Source organism: Allobosea sp. LjRoot9 (assembly GCF_964252745.1).
In the GTDB taxonomy this organism is placed as follows: Bacteria; Pseudomonadota; Alphaproteobacteria; order Rhizobiales; family Beijerinckiaceae; genus Allobosea.
This window is the reverse complement of record NZ_CAXUPC020000001.1, coordinates 1,274,190-1,290,932: the sequence shown is the minus strand read 5'-3', so window position 1 is coordinate 1,290,932 and position 16,743 is coordinate 1,274,190. Positions and strand designations below refer to the sequence as shown.

The following is a 16,743-nucleotide window of genomic DNA, read 5'->3' as shown; positions in this document are numbered from 1 at the left end:
ATTCGGAGGGAGAGCATTTTGTGAGCCGGCTTTGCGGGGGAATGCTGCCAAATCGGCCTTTTACTCGGCGGGTTTGGCCTTGGCATTGACCCGGACGATGATCAGATCAACAAGCTGACGAACTGTTTTGCAGGCTTGCATGTCGTTGTCGGGCATGTCGCAATCGAACTCCCGCTCGATCGCGTTCCCGATCAAGGTCAAATCATCGATCGACAGGCCTAGATCATTTTCCACGCTTGCTGCCGGGTCGAGCTTTTCCTGATGGACCAAGCCTTCGGCGGCAATGATCTCCAACAATCTCTCGATGAGCATGGCTTCGCTGCTTGTAAGATCAGACATGCCTTCTCCCGTCAGGCTTGCTTACGCCAGGATGTCACGTCGTCGACTGCCTTTTGAGAGGTCGCCCTGATGCTCCATCGGAAGCATCACAATTCCCACCCATCTAAATTTGCGATGCAGACGACTGGAAACACGCCACGGCGGGCTCGGTTCCACCGGCTGCCGACGCAGGGGCCAGACGTTCGCGGAAGAAGCCGTACAGGGCGTCGTCCACGCGACCAGCCAGAGGGATCGCGGGTTCCTTGAAATCTGGCGCCGTGAGCTGACGAAGAAACCGAGCGTCATCGTCAGCTGCGTCCGGATCGCCGCAAGAACGCATGGGTTCCAATCTCCGACAGGGTTTGGGAGGCCACGGTCAATCGCCGCAGGCGCGCAGCGCGCTCCAGGGAGCGCGCCCGAGAGACGCGGAAGCGTCGTGCCTCATCGCGGGATCGCGCAGGCTGAAAGCATTGGCCGCCCATGAAGATCGCGACTTTCGACGTCCATGGGATCAACGGCCTTCTCCCGGTGTTGCTGCGCTGGTTGGCAGAAGCCGAGCCAGACATCGGCCGCCGATCGACGGGCTGAACCATGTTCCAGAGCTAGTGCGAATGGCCGTGGCAAGCCGGACCGCGGCGATCCGCAGAGGCCTCATCCGGCGCGGCTGATGTCCTGGTGCATCGGCAGCTTCCAGTTCGGCCTCGGGAAATGGCAGGTGTAGCCGGCGGGATAGCGCTCCAGGTAGTCCTGATGCTCCGGTTCGGCCTCCCAGAAATCGCCGACCGGGGTCACTTCGGTCACGACCTTGCCGGGCCAAATCCCCGACGCGTTGACGTCGGCGATGGTCTCCTCGGCGACACGCTTCTGCTCGTCGCTCACATAAAAGATCGCCGAGCGGTAGCTCGCGCCGATATCGTTGCCCTGACGGTCGCGCGTCGTCGGGTCGTGAATCTGGAAAAAGAATTCGAGCAGGTCGCGGTAGCTCGTCCGGGCCGGGTCGAACACGATCTCGATCGCCTCCGCATGGTTGCCATGATTGCGGTACGTGGCATTGGGCACCTCGCCACCCGAATAGCCGACACGGGTGGAGATCACGCCGGGTCTGCGGCGGATCAGATCCTGCATGCCCCAGAAGCAACCGCCGGCAAGCACTGCGCGTTCCGTTGTCATGGCTCTGAACCTCCTGATTATAGGTTGGCCCGAATATAGGCATTGTCGAACAAGATATCAGGCAGGGAGCGCAGGAGGCGGATGGCGGTGAGGTTTCTCTTCGACGGTCCCGAACAGGCGAAACGAACGGTCCTGCTCGCGCACGGCGCTGGCGGGCCGATGGATTCGCCCTCGCTGACAGCGACGGCGAAGGCCTTGGCGGGATCGGGCCTTCGTGTGGCTCGCTTTGAGTTCAACTATATGGCGGGCCGACGAATGGTGTCGGGCCGCAAGCCCCCGCCGCGAGCGGAAAAGCTCAATCCAGAATACCTCGCCGCTATTGACGCGCTTGATGCAAAAAGTCCGCTCATCATCGGCGGCAAGTCGATGGGCGGCCGGGTCGCCAGCATGGTCGCAGACGGCCTCTTCGCCTCCGGCCGAGCCCACGGCCTGCTGTGCCTTGGTTATCCCTTTCATCCGCCGGCCAAGCCCGAGCAGTTGCGCACGGCGCACCTCGTCGACCTGAAAATCCCGACGCTGATTGTGCAGGGCACGCGCGACCAATTCGGCATGCGGGACGAGGTGTCCGCCTACACGCTGTCACCGGCCATCGAGATTTTGTGGCTTGAGGACGGCGACCACGATCTGAAGCCGCGGAAATCCGTTTCCGGCTTTTCTGCCACCGACCATCTGAAGACCATGGCTGAGGCGGTTTCGGCCTGGGCCGAGCGGATCACGAGCTAGGACGGGGCGATGAAAATCGCCACCTTCAACGTCAACGGGACCAACGGATGCCTCGCGGTGCACCTGATTCTTGATTTGCTGGAAACGAAGCGCCGCCCGGCTTGGTTGCCGGGCGGCGCAGGTCGGATTGCGGAACTTTTTCTACAATCGCGGCAACACTATGCCTCGATTTTCACGATCCTGCATGCGTGCGGTCTCACGAGCAACCCGTCGTCGAGCCGCAGGTGTTGCACTTCAAACACGTCCCATTTCGCACCAGCGTGAAGTTGCCGCATTCGCCGCAGCTGTCCCCGACATAGCCCTTCATGATCGCCTCAGCGCGGCGCTCGGATGCGCTGGGCTGGGCGGCGGGGGCCGAGAAGCCGAGCTTGGCCATGTCGGCCTCGCCGTAAGCTTCAGGCTCCTCCTTGAGCGCCGTCGGGCTCGTGGTGATCAGCGCGGTCACTGTGGCGCCGCCGCGCGCCACCGTCTCGGTGCCGGTAGCGAGGCCGCCGCCGCCCTGGATGGCGTGGAAGTTCATCGGCTTGCCGCGCCGAAAGCCGGTCGAGGCCAGCGGGCTCGTGGTGATAGGCGTGGCCGTGTCAGGCGCCTTGTCCTGCCCGACGCCGCCGCCGATCACGTCATGGCCGATCTCGCTCGGGTCGATATGGGCGAGGTCGTGTCGGCCGAGATAGGAGATCGCGAGCTCCCGGAAGACATAGTCGAGGATCGAGGTCGCGTTCTTGATCGACTGGTTTCCCTGCACGAAGCCCGAGGGCTCGAAGCGGGTGAAGGTGAACGCCTCGACATACTCCTCCAGCGGCACGCCGTATTGCAGGCCCAGTGACACCGCGATGGCGAAATTGTTCATCATCGCGCGGAAGGCGGCGCCCTCCTTGTGCATGTCGATGAAGATCTCGCCGAGGCGGCCATCGGCATATTCGCCGGTGTGGACATAGACCTTGTGGCCGCCGACGACCGCCTTCTGGATGTAGCCTGTGCGGCGCGAGGGCATCTTCTCGCGCTCGCGGACGACCTTCTCGATGATGCGCTCGACGATCTTTTCGGCGATCTGCGTTGTGCGGGCGGCCATCGGCTGCTGGTAATGCGCCTCGACGGCGTCCTCCTCATCGTCCTCGTCGGAGATCAGGGCGGAGTTCAGCGGCTGCGAGAGCTTTGAGCCGTCGCGGTAGAGGGCGTTGGCCTTCAGCGCCAGCTTCCAGGAGAGCATATAGGCGCTCTTGCAGTCCTCGACGGTGGCGTCGTTGGGCATGTTGATGGTCTTGGAGATCGCCCCCGAGATGAAGGGTTGGGCTGCAGCCATCATGCGGATATGGCTCTCGACCGAGAGATAGCGCTTGCCGATGCGCCCGCAGGGGTTGGCGCAGTCGAAGACGTTGTAGTGCTCGAGCTTGAGATGCGGCGCACCTTCCAGCGTCATCGCCCCGCAGACATGCACGTTGGCAGCCTCGATCTCGGCCTTGGAAAAGCCGAGGAAAGGCAGCAATTCGAAGGACATCTCGGCGAGTTTCTCAGCCGGCACCTTAAGCGTGTTGACGAGGAAATCCTCGCCCAGCGTCCATTTGTTGAAGACGAACTTGATGTCGAAGGCGGCTTTCAGGTCCTTCTCGATCGCGTCGATCTTGTCCTGGGTGAAGCCCTTGGCCTTGAGCGAGCCGTGGTTGATGCCGGGCGACTGCGCCAGCGTGCCATGGCCGACCGCATAGGCCTCGATCTCGGCGATCTCGCTCTCGCGGTAGCCGAGTGCGCGCAGAGCGTCGGGCACCGCGCCGTTGATGATCTTCCAGTAGCCGCCGCCGGCGAGCTTCTTGAACTTCACCAGGGCGAAATCGGGCTCGATGCCGGTGGTGTCGCAATCCATCACGAGGCCGATCGTGCCGGTCGGTGCGATCACGGTTGCCTGCGCATTGCGGTAGCCATGCTTCTCGCCGAGCGCGAGCGCATTGTCCCAGGCGATGCGGGCGCGTTCCGAGAGCAGGGCGCTGGAGCCGCCCAGGCGCGCCAGCGTGCCGTGGTCGAGCGGGACCGGCGTGACCTGCAGGCCTTCATAGCCCGAAGCCTGGCCATGGGCCGCGACGCGGTGGTTGCGGATGACGCGCAGCATATGCGCGGCGTTCTTCTTGTAGCCGGGGAAGGGGCCAAGCTCGCCCGCCATCTCGGCCGAGGTCGCATAGGAGACGCCGGTCATGACCGCGGTCAGCGCGCCGGCGAGCGCGCGGCCCTCGTCGGAATCATAGCCGAGGCCCATGGTCATCAAGAGGCCGCCGATATTGGCGTAGCCGAGGCCGAGCGTGCGGTATTCGTAGGAGAGCTCGGCGATTTCCTTGGAGGGGAACTGCGCCATCGTCACCGAGATCTCGAGGACGATCGTCCAGAGCCGGCAGAGATGCTCATAGGCTGCGACATCGAAGGCCTTGGCCTCGCGATCATAGAACTGCAGCAGGTTGGCCGAAGCCAGGTTGCAGGCCGTATCGTCGAGGAACATGTATTCCGAGCACGGATTGGACGCCCGGATCCGGCCGGAGGCCGCGCAGGTGTGCCAGTCGTTCATCGTGGTGTTGAAGTGCAGGCCGGGATCGGCCGAGGCCCAGGCGGCGTAGCCGATCTTCTCCCAGAGGTCGCGGGCCTTCAGCGTCTTGGTGATCTTGCCGGTGGTGCGGCCGGTCAGGTTCCAGTCGCCGTCGGTCTCCACGGCGCGCAGGAAGTCGTCAGTCAGCGAGACCGAGTTGTTCGAGTTCTGGCCGGAGACCGTGAGATAGGCTTCCGAATCCCAGTCGGTGTCGTAGATATCGAACTGGATGTCTGTGTAGCCCTGCTTGGCGAACTGCATCACCCGCTTGATGTAGTTGTCGGGCACCATCGCCTTGCGGGCGAGCTTGATCTCGCGCTTCAGCGCCGGGTTCTTCTCGGGGTCGAAGCAGGAATCGCCATCGCCTTCGCAGTTCACGCAGGCCTTCATCACGGCCTTCATGTGCTTCTGGACGACCTTGGAGCCGGTGACGAGGGCGGCGACCTTCTGCTCCTCGCGCACCTTCCAGTCGATATAGGTCTCGATATCGGGGTGGTCGACATCGACCACGACCATCTTGGCGGCGCGTCGCGTCGTGCCGCCCGACTTGATCGCGCCCGCAGCCCGGTCGCCGATCTTGAGGAAGGACATCAGGCCCGAGGAGCGGCCGCCGCCGGCGAGTTTCTCGCCTTCGCCGCGCAGCAGGGAGAAGTTGGAACCGGTGCCGGAGCCGTATTTGAACAGGCGTGCCTCGCGGACCCAGAGATCCATGATGCCGCCCTCATTGACGAGGTCGTCCTGCACACCCTGAATGAAGCAGGCATGGGGCTGCGGGTGCTCGTAGCTCGACTTCGACTTCACCAGCTTGCCGGTCTTGAAGTCGACGTAGAAATGGCCCTGGCTCGGGCCGTCGATACCATAGGACCAATGCAGGCCGGTGTTGAACCATTGCGGCGAGTTCGGCGCGACGCGCTGGGTCGCGAGCATGAAGCGCAGTTCGTCATGGAAAGCCTGCGCGTCCTCCTCGGAGGAGAAATAACCGCCCTTCCAGCCCCAATAGGTCCAGCAGCCGGCGAGCCGGTCGAAGACCTGCTTGGATGAGATCTCGGAAACGAAGCGCTCGGCTTCAGGGAGCTTGGCGAGCGCGGCTTCATCGGGCACGGAGCGCCAGAGGAAGGAGGGGACGTCGTTTTCCTCGACCTTCTTCAGGGCCGCCGGAACGCCGGCCTTGCGGAAGTATTTCTGCGCGAGCACGTCGCTGGCGACCTGCGACCAAGCCTCGGGCACCTCGATGCCCTCCAGCCGGAACACGATCGAGCCATCGGGATTGCGGATCTCGCTGACGGCAGAGCGGAACGGAATCGCCGCGTAAGGCGATTGGCCGGCGGAGGTGTAGCGGCGCTCGATGCGCATGATCTCGTATCCCCATGCAATGCCGCGGGCTTCCTGAGCCCCGCGCGGCCGGTTGATCACCGGCTCCTGATGTCAGCCCAACTCGGTTTGTGCCCCGTGGACGTCGCGGCGGCTATGCTCCGCCTTCTCTCGTCCGGTTGCGGCCAGAACAGTCCGCAAACAATCGCTCGCCGCCGCCGTTGCCGGCATGCCACGTGATGATCGCCTCGACCCTTCCGGAAACTCTTTTGCGGGTGTCGATGGCGTTTCCGCCGGCCGTCACGCGACTGTCAAAATTTAGTCCCGAATGGGTCGCCACGTCAAGGATTAGTGCGCATCAAACCCTGTGGACACGACATCTGGTAGGTAGGTGTGAGTTATGGGGATAAGTTTCAAGGCCCACGCTAAGCCTTGGGAATCGCGGGACGAATCCTCTCCGCAGCGCCAGCTTGCCACAGTCGCGCGCCGAAGAAACGCATCAAATGCGCGCTATCATGGTTAACCTAGGGTTAGTGGGGCGATCTTTCGGCCATGGACGAAAGCGGTATCTGCGGAGGCGCGATCAAGTGCTTGAATCCATGCGGGCTTCGCCAAAGCCGGGCGCTATGGGACCGATCTCGAATCAAGGCCGAATCGTGGCGCCGATATTCGCGGTCGCATGAATCCTCGCCGTAGCATGAATCATCGAGGGCGACGGTTTCTCCGAGCGAGTGGCCAAGCCTCAAGCCCATCGGTTGGTCACCGCGGGCTTTCGGCTGTCCGTTTAGCGGCCAGTTAAGGTGAAAAGGCTATGCGTCTCACCGCCAGAGCCGGATGATTTCACATGGGATCACTGTGTGATCCCATGTGAAATCTGAATCCGTCTCTCATCCCGGGAGTGAGAGCAGGATCAATGCGAAAAACCGGTGCCCACTTTTTCGCATCCTGCTCGAGAGTGGTTCGGGAGAAGCCGATGCGACGCCTCGCCTTTGTTCTGCCGGTCCTGGCGTTGCCTGGATTCTTGGCGCTGCCTGGATGTACAGATCAGGAACCGCTGTCGCCGGCTTTCGCCGGCGAGTGGTCGTCGGCCAAGAAGGGCTGCGGCGGCCCTCGCATCGTCATCAATAAAACCGGTATCTCCGCGAGCGGCATGCCGATCAACGGGATGACCTTCACGAGTTCCAGCGTCTCGGGTTCGACCGCCCATGTCGTCATGGAGGTGAGTTCGGCAGCCCGATTTATGGCCCAGGCTCCCAAGCCCACAAGCAAGCCTAATGACCTGAACCCGGAGAATCTGGAGGTCGTTGCGACGCTCATCGCCTCGAGCACCCGGGTTCATCCCACCAACGTGATTTTCCGCCATAAGGGCACGCGGCAGCTTCAGGCCGCGCATGAGGATGTGCTGGCCGTCATGACGCTGATCCGCTGCAAGGAGCGGTCGACCAATGACAGATGGTCGGGCGGCCCACGCGCGTAGAGGTCTGGACAGCGCCGTTCCATCTCTCCATAAGTCGCCCAGGCAAACCGACCGCGAGGGGCGCACTTTCATGAAGCCTTTGCTGCTGCAGATCTTCACCTGGTGGAACGGCCAGACCATCGGCACGCGCTTCCACACCTGGCGCTTCGGCGAGCGGGTCGGCGCCGACGAGTTCGGCAATGTCTATTACCGCACCAAGGGCGGGGTGAAGGACAAGGCGCTCGGCATCCAGCGTCGCTGGGTCGTCTATAACGGCGAAGCCGAAGCCTCCAAGATCCCGCCGGGCTGGAATGGCTGGCTGCATCACACCGTCGATGTCGCGCCCTCCGAGGAGCGCTACGAGCCACGCGAGTGGCAAGAGCCGCATCAGCAGAACTGGACCGGCACGGCGCTGGCCTATCGTCCGCAGGGTTCGACGCTGGCCGGGGGCCACCGCCCGCCGGCGACCGGCGACTACGAGGCCTGGACGCCGGGGCGCTGAGGCGCCGGCCGGGCAGGGCGCTTCATGCCGTGGCAGCGATCAATTCCAAAACCTGCGCTGTCGGCCTGACATCACCGAAGCAGCGATAGATCGTCGTCAGCGAGGCCTCGTGCAGGCCGTGGGCGTGGCCGACATTCGCGTCCGAGACCATGACGACGCGATAGCCCAGTTCGACGGCGTCGCGCGCCGAGGATTCGCAGCAGATATTCGTGACCGTCCCGGCGATCAGCAGCGTGTCGAGCTTGCGCCGCTGCAATTGCGCGTGCAGGTCGCAGCGTCCCGGGAAGAAGGCGCTGTAGCCCTGTTTCATGGCGTGGATGTCGCCGGGCTGCGGCGTGAGTTCGTGCCAGAGGCGCGAGCGCGGGTCGTCGGGCCGGGCGCCGTCTTGGAAATGCCGCAGGCGCTGCGGGCCATGGATCGCCGCCAGGACAGGGCTCTCCGGCGGCATCGGCGCTGCGGTGACCCATGCCACCGTGCCGCCGCGGCCGCGCAGCGCTGCCGCCATCCGGTTGATCGGGCTGACGATCTCGCGGCAGGCTTCGTCATTCTCGACCGAGGCGCGCATCAGGTCGATGACGACGAGCGCGGTCAGCGCCGGGTTCAGGCTCTCGAAGGCATGGAGACGCCCGCGCCGGGACACGACCTTGGCGACGACGGCCTCGTCGATGCCGCTTGGATGGCGCAATGTCATCTGTCGTCCCGCGCGATCAGCCTCTAGCGGAAGAGAGCCGATTCGCGGTCGCCAGAGCAATCGTCGCGTCAGCCGCCGATGACGAAATCGAACAGCAGCTTGATGTTGAGCGCCGCGATCACGATCGCGATCAGCCAAGCGAAGATGGCGAGCCAGCGCGGAGCGACGAGCGCGCCCATCTTCGCCTTGTCTGCGGTGAACATCACCAGCGGGAAGACAGCGAAGGAGAGTTGCAGGCTGAGTACGACCTGGGTCAGGATCAGGAGCCGCGCCGTGCCGCTGTCGCCATACCAGATGGTCACGGCGGCGGCAGGCACGATGGCGATGGCGCGCGTGATCAGGCGACGCAACCAGGGCGCCAGCTTGATCTTGAGGAACCCCTCCATGACGATCTGGCCGGCCAGCGTCGCGGTCACCGTCGAATTGATGCCGCAGCAGAGCAGGGCGATGCCGAACAGGGTTGGTGCGATCGCCAGCCCCAGCAGCGGGCCGATCAGCTTATGCGCCTCGCCGAGCTCTGCGACATCGGTCTGGCCGGTCTTGTTGAAGGTCGCCGCCGCCAGGATCAGGATCGAGGCATTGATCAAGAGCGCGAAGGTCAGCGCCACCGTCGAATCGATCGTGGCGTATTTCAACGCCTGGCGCTTCTCGGGCAGGCTCTCGCCATAGGCGCGGGTCTGCACGATGCCCGAATGCAGATAGAGATTATGCGGCATCACCGTCGCACCCAGGATGCCGAGCGCGAGATAGAGCATTTCGGGATTGGTGACGATCTGCGTCGTCGGCGCGAAGCCCCTGATCACCGCCCCCCAATCGGGATCGGCCAGCGCGATCTGGATCGCAAAGCAGATAGCGATGACGCCAAGCAGGGTGATGATCAACGCCTCGACCCAGCGGAAGCCGAGCCGCTGCAGATACAGGATCAGGAAGACGTCGAGCGCCGTGATCAGCACGCCGATCTCGAGCGGGATGCCGAAGATCAGGTTGAGTCCGATCGCGGTGCCGATCACCTCTGCGATATCGGTCGCGATAATCGCGGTCTCGGCGAGAAACCAGAGTGTGAGCGCCACCGGCTTCGGGAAGGAGTCGCGGCAGGCCTGGGCGAGATCGCGGCCCGAACCGATGGCAAGCCGCGCGCAGAGCGCCTGCAGCACGACTGCCATGATGTTCGACAGCAGCGCGACGATGAGCAGGGTGTAGCCGAATTTGGAGCCGCCGGCGATCGAAGTCGCCCAATTGCCCGGATCCATGTAGCCGACGGCGACGAGATAGCCCGGGCCGACGAAGGCGACCGCGCGTCGCCAGCCTGGCTTGGAGGCTTGAACGTCGACCGAGCGATGCACGTCGGTGAGCGAGGCCTCGCCGCGATCCTGGCGCCAACCGGCGGGGGGCTTCCTGACGAAGGCGTCCATTGCGCATCACCTGCTCTTGCGAATTATTTGCAAGATACATTTCTGCAAATTATTCGCAACAAGGAAAATCACGCTGTCGTGTGATGGGAACGCCCGGCGTCCATGACTATGAGGCATGGCTGGCGCGGAGACCGCAATCGCCCTTTTTCCGCTCGCTTTGCCATGGTAAGCCGCCAGCGCGCGGAGACCTCGCGCGACAGAGAATCGTTTTGAGCATGCCGTCCCGCAGCCTTTCCGTTCTGGCCCTTGCTACGCTTGTTTCGTTTGCGCTGGGTGGGCCCGCTGCGGCCGATCGCATCCGCAATCCGACTGCGGTCTTCGCCGGGCTGGACAAGATCACAGGGCGGATCATCTCCTTCGAGGTGGCGGTCGACGAGACGGTGCAGTTTGGCGCTTTGCAGATCACGCCGCGCGTCTGCTGGACGCGCCCGCCGACGGAAGCGCCGCAGACGACCTCCTTCACCGAGGTCGACGAGGTGACTTTCAACAACGAATACCGGCGCATCTTCACCGGCTGGATGTATGCGGCGAGCCCCGGCCTGCACGGCGTCGAGCATGCGATCTACGATGTCTGGCTGACCGACTGCAAAGGCGGAACGGAACTCGTCGTCGATCCCAAGGAGCCGGAGGCCCCGGTCCCCGAAGAACCGCGCCGGCCGCGCACCGGCCCGGCCCGCGACGTCAATCAGGCGCCGAACGCGCCGGCACCGGGCGGACGCATTGATGTGCAGCCGCCCCAGGGCGTGCCGGTCGCGCCGCGCCAGGCGCCGAGCCAGCGCTTCTTCCCCACCAACCCCACCGGTCCCAGAGATCCGGCTACTGGCGGCAATCGCTGAGACCGTTCGGCCTGTTCTGGCTCAAGGGTTGAGATCGAGCCGGCCTTCCCGAGAGGCGAGGCCTCAGCCTGGAGTGAGTTCGACCAGCGCCTGCCGCCCATCGGTGTTCGCGCCCCTGGGCCAGGACCACCAATTGCCGGGTTTCGCGACGGCTCGCTCCAGCAGCCCCTGATAGGCTGAGCGCGGGACCTCTTGGGTGCCGAACTGGGCGAGATGCGAGGTCTGGAACTGTGCGTCGAGCAGGCTGTAGCCGCCGCGCCTGAGCCGTGCGACGAGATGGACGAGGGCGACCTTCGAGGCGTCGGTCTCGCGGTGGAACATGCTTTCGCCGAAGAAGGCGCCGCCAAGCGAGAGGCCGTAGAGGCCGCCGACGAGTCTGTTCTCACGCCAGCATTCGACCGTGTGGACATGGCCGAGGCGGAACAATTCACCGAAGATCTCGCGGATGCGGCCATTGATCCAGGTCTCGGGCCGGTCGGGCTTGGGCTCGGCGCAGGCCGCGATGACATGGTCGAAGGCGCTGTCGACCCTGATCTCGAACCGGTCGGAGCGGACGGTGCGGGCTAGGCGCGACGACAGATGGAAGGCGGCAAGCGGGATGACGCCGCGAATCTCGGGCTCGACCCAGAACAGATTAGGGTCGTCGGCGCTCTCCGCCATCGGGAAGATGCCGGCAGTATAGGCACGCAGCATGATCTCAGGCGTGATCAGCGGCGAGCGGACGGGCACGGAGCGGGCCTTCATGGCGTGATGGGAGCGCGGGCCGCGCGGGGAGTCAAATCGGTCTCCGCGCTCCTCAGGCTTCATCCTGAGGAGCAGCAATAGGCTAGAGCGTTTTCGAGCGAAGTGGATACCGGTTCGCGTGAAGAAAACGCGTCAAAACAAAGAGCTAGAGCAATTGAACGATCCAACTCGAGCGGAAATTGCTCTAGGTGTCGAAGGGGCTCCAGATGTTTCCGGAGCCTTCCGAAGCATCCGTCGGGACGCCGCTGCGCGGCGCCTCAGGATGAGGGGGAGAACGATATCTTACGTGCCGTCTTCGCCCATCCCGCCGGCTGCGAGGAATTTCTCCAGCCAGTGGATGTTGTAGTCGCCGTTCAGGATGTCGGGGTTGCGTACCAGCGTGCGGAACAGCGGCAGCGTGGTGTCGACGCCATCGACGACGAATTCGTCGAGGGAGCGGCGCAGGCGCATCAGGCATTCGGCCCGGTTGCGGCCATGGACGATCAGCTTGCCGACCAGCGAATCGTAATGCGGCGGGATCGTGTAGCCCTGATAGGCGGCAGAATCGACCCGCACACCGAGGCCGCCCGGCGTATGAAACGACGCGATTTTGCCCGGCGAAGGCCGGAAGGTCGCGGGATGCTCGGCATTGACCCGGCATTCGATGGCGTGGCCCTCGATCACCACATCCTTCTGCATGATCGAGAGCGGGGCGCCGGCCGCGATCCGGATCTGCTCGTTGACGAGGTCGATGCCGGTGATCATCTCGGTGACGGGATGCTCGACCTGGATGCGCGTGTTCATCTCGATGAAATAGAACTCGCCATCCTCGTAGAGGAACTCGATCGTGCCGGCGCCGAGATAGCCGAGCTTGGCCATCGCATTCGCGCAGACCATGCCGATCTTGTCGCGTTCGCCGGCGTTCAGTGCGGGCGAGGGGCCTTCCTCCCAGACCTTCTGGTGGCGGCGCTGCAGTGAGCAGTCGCGCTCGCCGAGATGGATGGCGTGGCCCTTGCCGTCGCCGAGCACCTGGATCTCGATATGGCGCGGCTTCTCCAGGTATTTCTCGATATAGACGGCATCGTCGCCGAAATTGGCCTTTGCCTCGGTGCGGGCGGTCGAGAGCGCTACCGACATGTCGTCGGCATTGCGCACGACCTTCATGCCCTTGCCGCCGCCGCCGGACGCCGCCTTGATGATGACGGGGAAGCCGATCTCGGCTGCGATCCGCAAGGCTTCGTCATCGTCGGTGACGCCGCCCTCCGAACCCGGCACGCAGGGGATGCCGAGCGCCTTGGCTGTGCGCTTGGCCTCGATCTTGTCGCCCATGCTGCGGATATGCTCGGCCTTGGGACCGATGAAGGTGATGTTGTGCCGGTCCAGGATCTCGGCGAAGCGGGCGTTCTCGGAGAGGAAGCCGTAACCGGGATGGACGGCATCCGCGCCGGTGATCTCGCAAGCCGCGATCAAGGCGGGAATGTTGAGATAGCTCTCGCGCGCCGAGGGCGGGCCGATGCAGACGCTCTCGTCGGCGAGGCGCACATGCATGGCGTTGGCGTCGGCCGTGGAGTGCACCGCCACCGTGGCGATACCCAATTCCTTGGCGGCGCGCAGCACGCGCAGCGCGATCTCACCCCGGTTGGCGATCAGGATCTTGTCGAACATCTTGAAGCCCAAATCGGATCGGCCATCCTCGCTCGGGGCCCGGCTCACTCGATCACCAGCAGCGGTTCGCCATACTCGACCGGCTGTCCGTCCTCGACCAGGATCGCGACGACCTTGCCGGCGCGGGGGGCGACGATGTCGTTGAAGGTCTTCATCGCCTCGACCAGGAGGACGCGCTCGCCCGCCTTCACGACGCTGCCGACCTCGACGAAGGGCTTGGCCTCGGGCGAGGCGCGGCGATAGGCCGTGCCGACCATCGGCGAGGCGACCGCGCCGGGATGGGCAGCGGACGGTTTGCCCTCGACCGGAGCAGCGGCGATGGGCGCCGCGGCGGCGACCGGCAGGGGCGCTGCGGAAGCGGGAACCTGCACGGTTGCCGTGATGGTCCGGGCCACGCGGACGCGCAGATCGCCCTTTTCGACTTCGATCTCGGTCAGATCGGTCTCGTTCAGAAGCTGCGCGAGTTCGCGCACCAGTTCGGGGTCGATCGGGCTCTTGGTCGCCATGGCGGTGTCACCGTCTTTGTCGTCTTGGCAGCGGAGCGCTCAGCGCGCTCACGCCATCCTGTGGAAGATACTGGCGGTTCAGGCCGCCGGTTTCGCGAGCCGCTTCTGCAGAAGCGGCACGATCGCGTCGAAAGCAAGATCATAGCTGGCGACGCCGAAGCCGCAGATCACGCCGACGCAGACCGGCGCCATGTAGGAATGGTGCCGGAACTCCTCGCGGGCATGGACATTGGAGACATGCACCTCGATGGCGAGCGCCTCGGTGCCCTTGATCGCGTCGCGCAATGCGACCGAGGTGTGGGTATAGGCGCCGGCATTGATGACGATACCCGCGCCGGCCAGGCCTGCCTGCTGGATAAAGCTGACGAGCTCGCCCTCGTAATTGGTCTGGCGGAAGGTCAATTCGACACCGGCCGCGAGCGCCTTGGCCTTGAGCCTCTCCTCGACGCCGGCCAGCGTCACCGCGCCGTAGGTGGCGGGTTCGCGGGTGCCGAGCAGATTGAGATTGGGACCGTTGAGGACGTGGACGGCGACCATGGTGCGCGGTGATTCCAGCGCCGCATGAAAGCGGCAGACGCCGCCCTCATAAACGCTGCGGACCGGCAGGGGAAGGGCGAAACCCGACCAAAGTCGGCAGGCCTCAGCCGCTGCAGGTCGCCTTGCCACATTTGCGGACGGCGTCGATCTTGGCTTTCAGCGCCGCCTGGCCGACTGCGCCGAAGACGACCTCGTCGCCCAGGATGAAGGCGGGCGTGCCGGTCAGGCCCAGGCGATCGCCCAGGGCAACGGTGTCCTCGATCACGGCCTTGGTCGCCGAGGCGTCCATATCCTTCTTCAGGCGCTCGATATCCGCGCCGGCATCCTTGGCGACCTCGAGAGCCTTGGCGCCGTTGACGCGCCCCTTGGTCGCCATCAATTTGTTGTGGAACTCGAAGTATTTCGCGCCCTGGAGCTGATTCATGGCGGCGACCGCGACGCGGCTGGCCTCGACCGAATCCGGTCCGAGGATCGGGAAATCCTTGATCACGACCTTGAGCTTCGGGTCTTCCTTGACAAGCGCACGGACATCCTCCAGCGCCCTTTTGCAGAAGCCGCAATTGTAATCCATGAACTCGACGATGGTGACGTCGCCCTGTGGGTTGCCGACGATCACCGAAGTCGCGGGATCGACGAGGCGGGCCTTCTCGGCCGTGACCGCGCTGCGCTGCGCCTCGGCCTGGGCAACCGTGTTGCGGCGTTCGATCTCGATCAGCGCTTCCTGGACCAGTTCGGGGTTCTGCTGCAGCGTCTCGCGGATCAGATCGACCACGGCCTTGCGCTGCTCGGGGGTGAGGGCGGAGCTTTGCGCGCGAGCCGGCGCCATCGTCAGGCTGCCGGCAACCAGGAGCGCGGAGAGCGCGAGGCCGGCGCGGCGCAGCACCGCGAGGTCAAGCCGCAGCAGGAAGGGAAGCGCGATCATCATCGTCCTTTCGGGCAGGCCGGCTCTGGCCGGCAGGGCATCTCGCCCCATCATGGTTTCGGAAAACCTTCAAAATTGCTTCTGGGCTCTTGCCGGGATTGCGTCAAATCACAGCTGTGACAGCGGTTGCGGGATAAGGGCGGCTCGGTTACGGCAACGGGCATGACCCAGCCAGCTCCTTCCGGCCTCCTCATGCCCGCGCTCGCCGCGCGGGCCGAGCGTGTTTCGCCCTTCATCGTCATGGATGTGATGAACCAGGCCGCTGCCATCGAGCGGAATGGCGGTTCGGTGGTGCATATGGAGGTCGGGCAGCCTTCCGCACCGACACCGGCCAGCATCCGCGCGGCAGCCGGCCGCGCGCTGGAGCATGGTCGCATCGGCTATACCCAGGCGCTCGGCACGGATTCGCTGAGGGAACGCATCGCGCGGCATTATCGGGATGCTTATGGCGTCGGCGTGGCGGCGCAACGCGTTGTGGTCACGACCGGCTCCTCCGGCGGCTTCATCCTGGCGTTCCTGGCCTGTTTCCAGCCCGGTGCGCGTGTCGCCATCACTGCGCCGGGCTATCCGGCCTATCGCAACATCCTGATCGCGCTGGGGCTGGAGCCGGTCGCGATCGAGGTCGGGCCCGAGACCCGCTTCGCGCTGACGCCGGAGCTGATCGCCAGGGCGCATGCCCAGGCTCCGCTCGCCGGCGTGCTGACGATGAGCCCCGCCAATCCGACCGGCGTGGTGATGGCGCCCGACGCCATAGCCGCCGTGGCGGCGGAGTGCCGCAAGCTCGGCCTCTGGTACATCTCCGACGAGATCTATCACGGATTGACCTATGAGGCGCCTGCGACGACGGCGCTCGCCGCCGATCCCGACGCCATCATCGTCAACTCCTTCTCGAAATATTACTGCATGACCGGCTGGCGCGTCGGCTGGCTCGTGGTGCCCGAGCGGCTGGTGCGCACGATCGAGCGGCTGCAGCAGAATTTGTCGATCTCGGTGCCTTATCTCAGCCAGGTCGCGGGCGAGGCGGCCTTTGAGGCGACCGAAGAGTGCGAGGCGATCAAGGCCGGCTACGCGGCAAACCGCGCCTATCTGCTGAAGGCCCTGCCGGAGATCGGGCTGGGTGACTTCCTGCCTGTCGACGGGGCCTTCTACATCTATCTCGACATCGGCCGATATTCGAACGATTCCATGGCCTTCTGCCGCGATGTTCTGAACCATGCCGGCGTCGCGATCACGCCTGGGCTCGATTTCGACGAAAGCCGTGGAGCCCGTACGGTGCGGCTCTCCTTCGCCGGCTCGCTGACGGAATGCGAGCAGGCAGTCGAACGGATCGGGGCCTGGCTGAAGCGCGGCTGAGCGCAAAACGGGCAGAGGCAGCCCAGCGCTTGCCAAGAGCGGGGATTCC

15 protein-coding genes and 1 pseudogene are annotated in these 16,743 nt (G+C 64.5%); 6 read left to right on the top strand and 10 right to left on the bottom strand.

Annotated features, from left to right (window positions below; all coding sequences use genetic code 11):
* Positions 1-60 precede the first annotated feature (60 nt).
* Positions 61-339: an acyl carrier protein gene (locus ACSQ3P_RS06080; RefSeq protein ID WP_436164682.1), complete on the bottom strand. Its 279-nt coding sequence runs from the start codon at positions 337-339 to the stop codon at positions 61-63.
* Positions 340-798: 459 nt separating this feature from the next.
* Between ACSQ3P_RS06080 and ACSQ3P_RS06075 the strand changes: the two are divergent.
* Positions 799-885 (top strand): annotated as a pseudogene (locus tag ACSQ3P_RS06075) (exodeoxyribonuclease III); the annotation flags it as partial.
* 84 nt (positions 886-969) lie between these two features.
* Here the strand turns inward: ACSQ3P_RS06075 and msrA are convergent.
* Positions 970-1,488, bottom strand: a complete 519-nt coding sequence (gene msrA / locus ACSQ3P_RS06070) for a peptide-methionine (S)-S-oxide reductase MsrA (protein ID WP_436164681.1) — start codon at positions 1,486-1,488, stop codon at positions 970-972.
* 81 nt (positions 1,489-1,569) lie between these two features.
* Between msrA and ACSQ3P_RS06065 the strand changes: the two genes are divergently transcribed.
* Positions 1,570-2,211 (top strand): alpha/beta hydrolase family protein, encoded by a 642-nt coding sequence (locus ACSQ3P_RS06065; protein WP_436164680.1) that lies wholly within the window; start codon positions 1,570-1,572, stop codon positions 2,209-2,211.
* Between the two features lie 196 nt (positions 2,212-2,407).
* On the opposite strand, the gene ACSQ3P_RS06060 is transcribed toward ACSQ3P_RS06065, so the two are convergent.
* Complete coding sequence (locus tag ACSQ3P_RS06060; protein ID WP_436164679.1) at positions 2,408-6,133, bottom strand: vitamin B12-dependent ribonucleotide reductase; 3,726 nt, start codon at positions 6,131-6,133, stop codon at positions 2,408-2,410.
* Between the two features lie 931 nt (positions 6,134-7,064).
* Here ACSQ3P_RS06060 and ACSQ3P_RS06055 point away from each other — a divergent pair.
* Both ACSQ3P_RS06055 and ACSQ3P_RS06050 read left to right on the top strand, forming a co-directional pair.
* Positions 7,065-7,568: a hypothetical protein gene (locus ACSQ3P_RS06055; RefSeq protein ID WP_436164678.1), complete on the top strand. Its 504-nt coding sequence runs from the start codon at positions 7,065-7,067 to the stop codon at positions 7,566-7,568.
* 70 nt (positions 7,569-7,638) lie between these two features.
* Complete coding sequence (locus ACSQ3P_RS06050; protein ID WP_069691493.1) at positions 7,639-8,049, top strand: NADH:ubiquinone oxidoreductase subunit NDUFA12; 411 nt, start codon at positions 7,639-7,641, stop codon at positions 8,047-8,049.
* A gap of 22 nt (positions 8,050-8,071) precedes the next feature.
* Here the strand turns inward: ACSQ3P_RS06050 and ACSQ3P_RS06045 are convergent, their stop codons facing one another.
* Positions 8,072-8,740, bottom strand: a complete 669-nt coding sequence (locus ACSQ3P_RS06045; protein ID WP_436164677.1) for an isochorismatase family protein — start codon at positions 8,738-8,740, stop codon at positions 8,072-8,074.
* Between the two features lie 68 nt (positions 8,741-8,808).
* On the bottom strand, positions 8,809-10,152 hold the full coding sequence (locus ACSQ3P_RS06040; RefSeq protein ID WP_436164676.1) for an Nramp family divalent metal transporter: 1,344 nt from the start codon (positions 10,150-10,152) through the stop codon (positions 8,809-8,811).
* A gap of 215 nt (positions 10,153-10,367) precedes the next feature.
* On the opposite strand from ACSQ3P_RS06040, the gene ACSQ3P_RS06035 reads away from it, so the two are divergent.
* The gene (locus ACSQ3P_RS06035; protein ID WP_436164675.1) at positions 10,368-10,988 is read left to right on the top strand and encodes a DUF2155 domain-containing protein; all 621 of its coding nucleotides are present in this window, start codon (positions 10,368-10,370) and stop codon (positions 10,986-10,988) included.
* Positions 10,989-11,051: 63 nt separating this feature from the next.
* Here the strand turns inward: ACSQ3P_RS06035 and aat are convergent, their stop codons facing one another.
* The 5 genes from aat to ACSQ3P_RS06010 form a co-directional block, all read right to left on the bottom strand.
* On the bottom strand, positions 11,052-11,732 hold the full coding sequence (aat, locus tag ACSQ3P_RS06030; protein WP_436164674.1) for a leucyl/phenylalanyl-tRNA--protein transferase: 681 nt from the start codon (positions 11,730-11,732) through the stop codon (positions 11,052-11,054).
* 282 nt (positions 11,733-12,014) lie between these two features.
* The gene (gene accC, locus ACSQ3P_RS06025; protein ID WP_436164673.1) at positions 12,015-13,376 is read right to left on the bottom strand and encodes an acetyl-CoA carboxylase biotin carboxylase subunit; all 1,362 of its coding nucleotides are present in this window, start codon (positions 13,374-13,376) and stop codon (positions 12,015-12,017) included.
* Positions 13,377-13,420: 44 nt separating this feature from the next.
* Entirely contained in the window at positions 13,421-13,882 is a 462-nt protein-coding gene (gene accB / locus ACSQ3P_RS06020) for an acetyl-CoA carboxylase biotin carboxyl carrier protein (RefSeq protein WP_436164672.1), read from the bottom strand.
* Between the two features lie 78 nt (positions 13,883-13,960).
* Positions 13,961-14,419, bottom strand: a complete 459-nt coding sequence (aroQ, locus tag ACSQ3P_RS06015) for a type II 3-dehydroquinate dehydratase (RefSeq protein ID WP_069691500.1) — start codon at positions 14,417-14,419, stop codon at positions 13,961-13,963.
* A 103-nt stretch (positions 14,420-14,522) separates the two neighbouring features.
* Complete coding sequence (locus ACSQ3P_RS06010; RefSeq protein ID WP_436164671.1) at positions 14,523-15,344, bottom strand: DsbA family protein; 822 nt, start codon at positions 15,342-15,344, stop codon at positions 14,523-14,525.
* Between the two features lie 159 nt (positions 15,345-15,503).
* Between ACSQ3P_RS06010 and ACSQ3P_RS06005 the strand changes: the two genes are divergently transcribed.
* The gene (locus tag ACSQ3P_RS06005) at positions 15,504-16,694 is read left to right on the top strand and encodes a pyridoxal phosphate-dependent aminotransferase (RefSeq protein WP_436164670.1); all 1,191 of its coding nucleotides are present in this window, start codon (positions 15,504-15,506) and stop codon (positions 16,692-16,694) included.
* Positions 16,695-16,743: the final 49 nt, after the last annotated feature.

Bases quoted from the DNA above. Each gene is read 5' to 3' on its own strand.
- ACSQ3P_RS06055 (WP_436164678.1), top strand. From the start codon at position 7,065: ATGCGACGCCTCGCCTTTGTTCTGCCGGTCCTGGCGTTGCCTGGATTC.
- ACSQ3P_RS06050 (WP_069691493.1), top strand. From the start codon at position 7,639: ATGAAGCCTTTGCTGCTGCAGATCTTCACCTGGTGGAACGGCCAGACC.
- aroQ (WP_069691500.1), bottom strand. From the start codon at position 14,419: ATGGTCGCCGTCCACGTCCTCAACGGTCCCAATCTCAATCTGCTCGGC.
- ACSQ3P_RS06010 (WP_436164671.1), bottom strand. From the start codon at position 15,344: ATGATGATCGCGCTTCCCTTCCTGCTGCGGCTTGACCTCGCGGTGCTG.
- aat (WP_436164674.1), bottom strand. From the start codon at position 11,732: ATGAAGGCCCGCTCCGTGCCCGTCCGCTCGCCGCTGATCACGCCTGAG.
- ACSQ3P_RS06045 (WP_436164677.1), bottom strand. From the start codon at position 8,740: ATGACATTGCGCCATCCAAGCGGCATCGACGAGGCCGTCGTCGCCAAG.
- ACSQ3P_RS06080 (WP_436164682.1), bottom strand. From the start codon at position 339: ATGTCTGATCTTACAAGCAGCGAAGCCATGCTCATCGAGAGATTGTTG.
- ACSQ3P_RS06065 (WP_436164680.1), top strand. From the start codon at position 1,570: ATGGCGGTGAGGTTTCTCTTCGACGGTCCCGAACAGGCGAAACGAACG.
- accB (WP_436164672.1), bottom strand. From the start codon at position 13,882: ATGGCGACCAAGAGCCCGATCGACCCCGAACTGGTGCGCGAACTCGCG.
- ACSQ3P_RS06060 (WP_436164679.1), bottom strand. From the start codon at position 6,133: ATGCGCATCGAGCGCCGCTACACCTCCGCCGGCCAATCGCCTTACGCG.
- ACSQ3P_RS06040 (WP_436164676.1), bottom strand. From the start codon at position 10,152: ATGGACGCCTTCGTCAGGAAGCCCCCCGCCGGTTGGCGCCAGGATCGC.
- ACSQ3P_RS06005 (WP_436164670.1), top strand. From the start codon at position 15,504: ATGACCCAGCCAGCTCCTTCCGGCCTCCTCATGCCCGCGCTCGCCGCG.
- ACSQ3P_RS06035 (WP_436164675.1), top strand. From the start codon at position 10,368: ATGCCGTCCCGCAGCCTTTCCGTTCTGGCCCTTGCTACGCTTGTTTCG.
- msrA (WP_436164681.1), bottom strand. From the start codon at position 1,488: ATGACAACGGAACGCGCAGTGCTTGCCGGCGGTTGCTTCTGGGGCATG.
- accC (WP_436164673.1), bottom strand. From the start codon at position 13,376: ATGTTCGACAAGATCCTGATCGCCAACCGGGGTGAGATCGCGCTGCGC.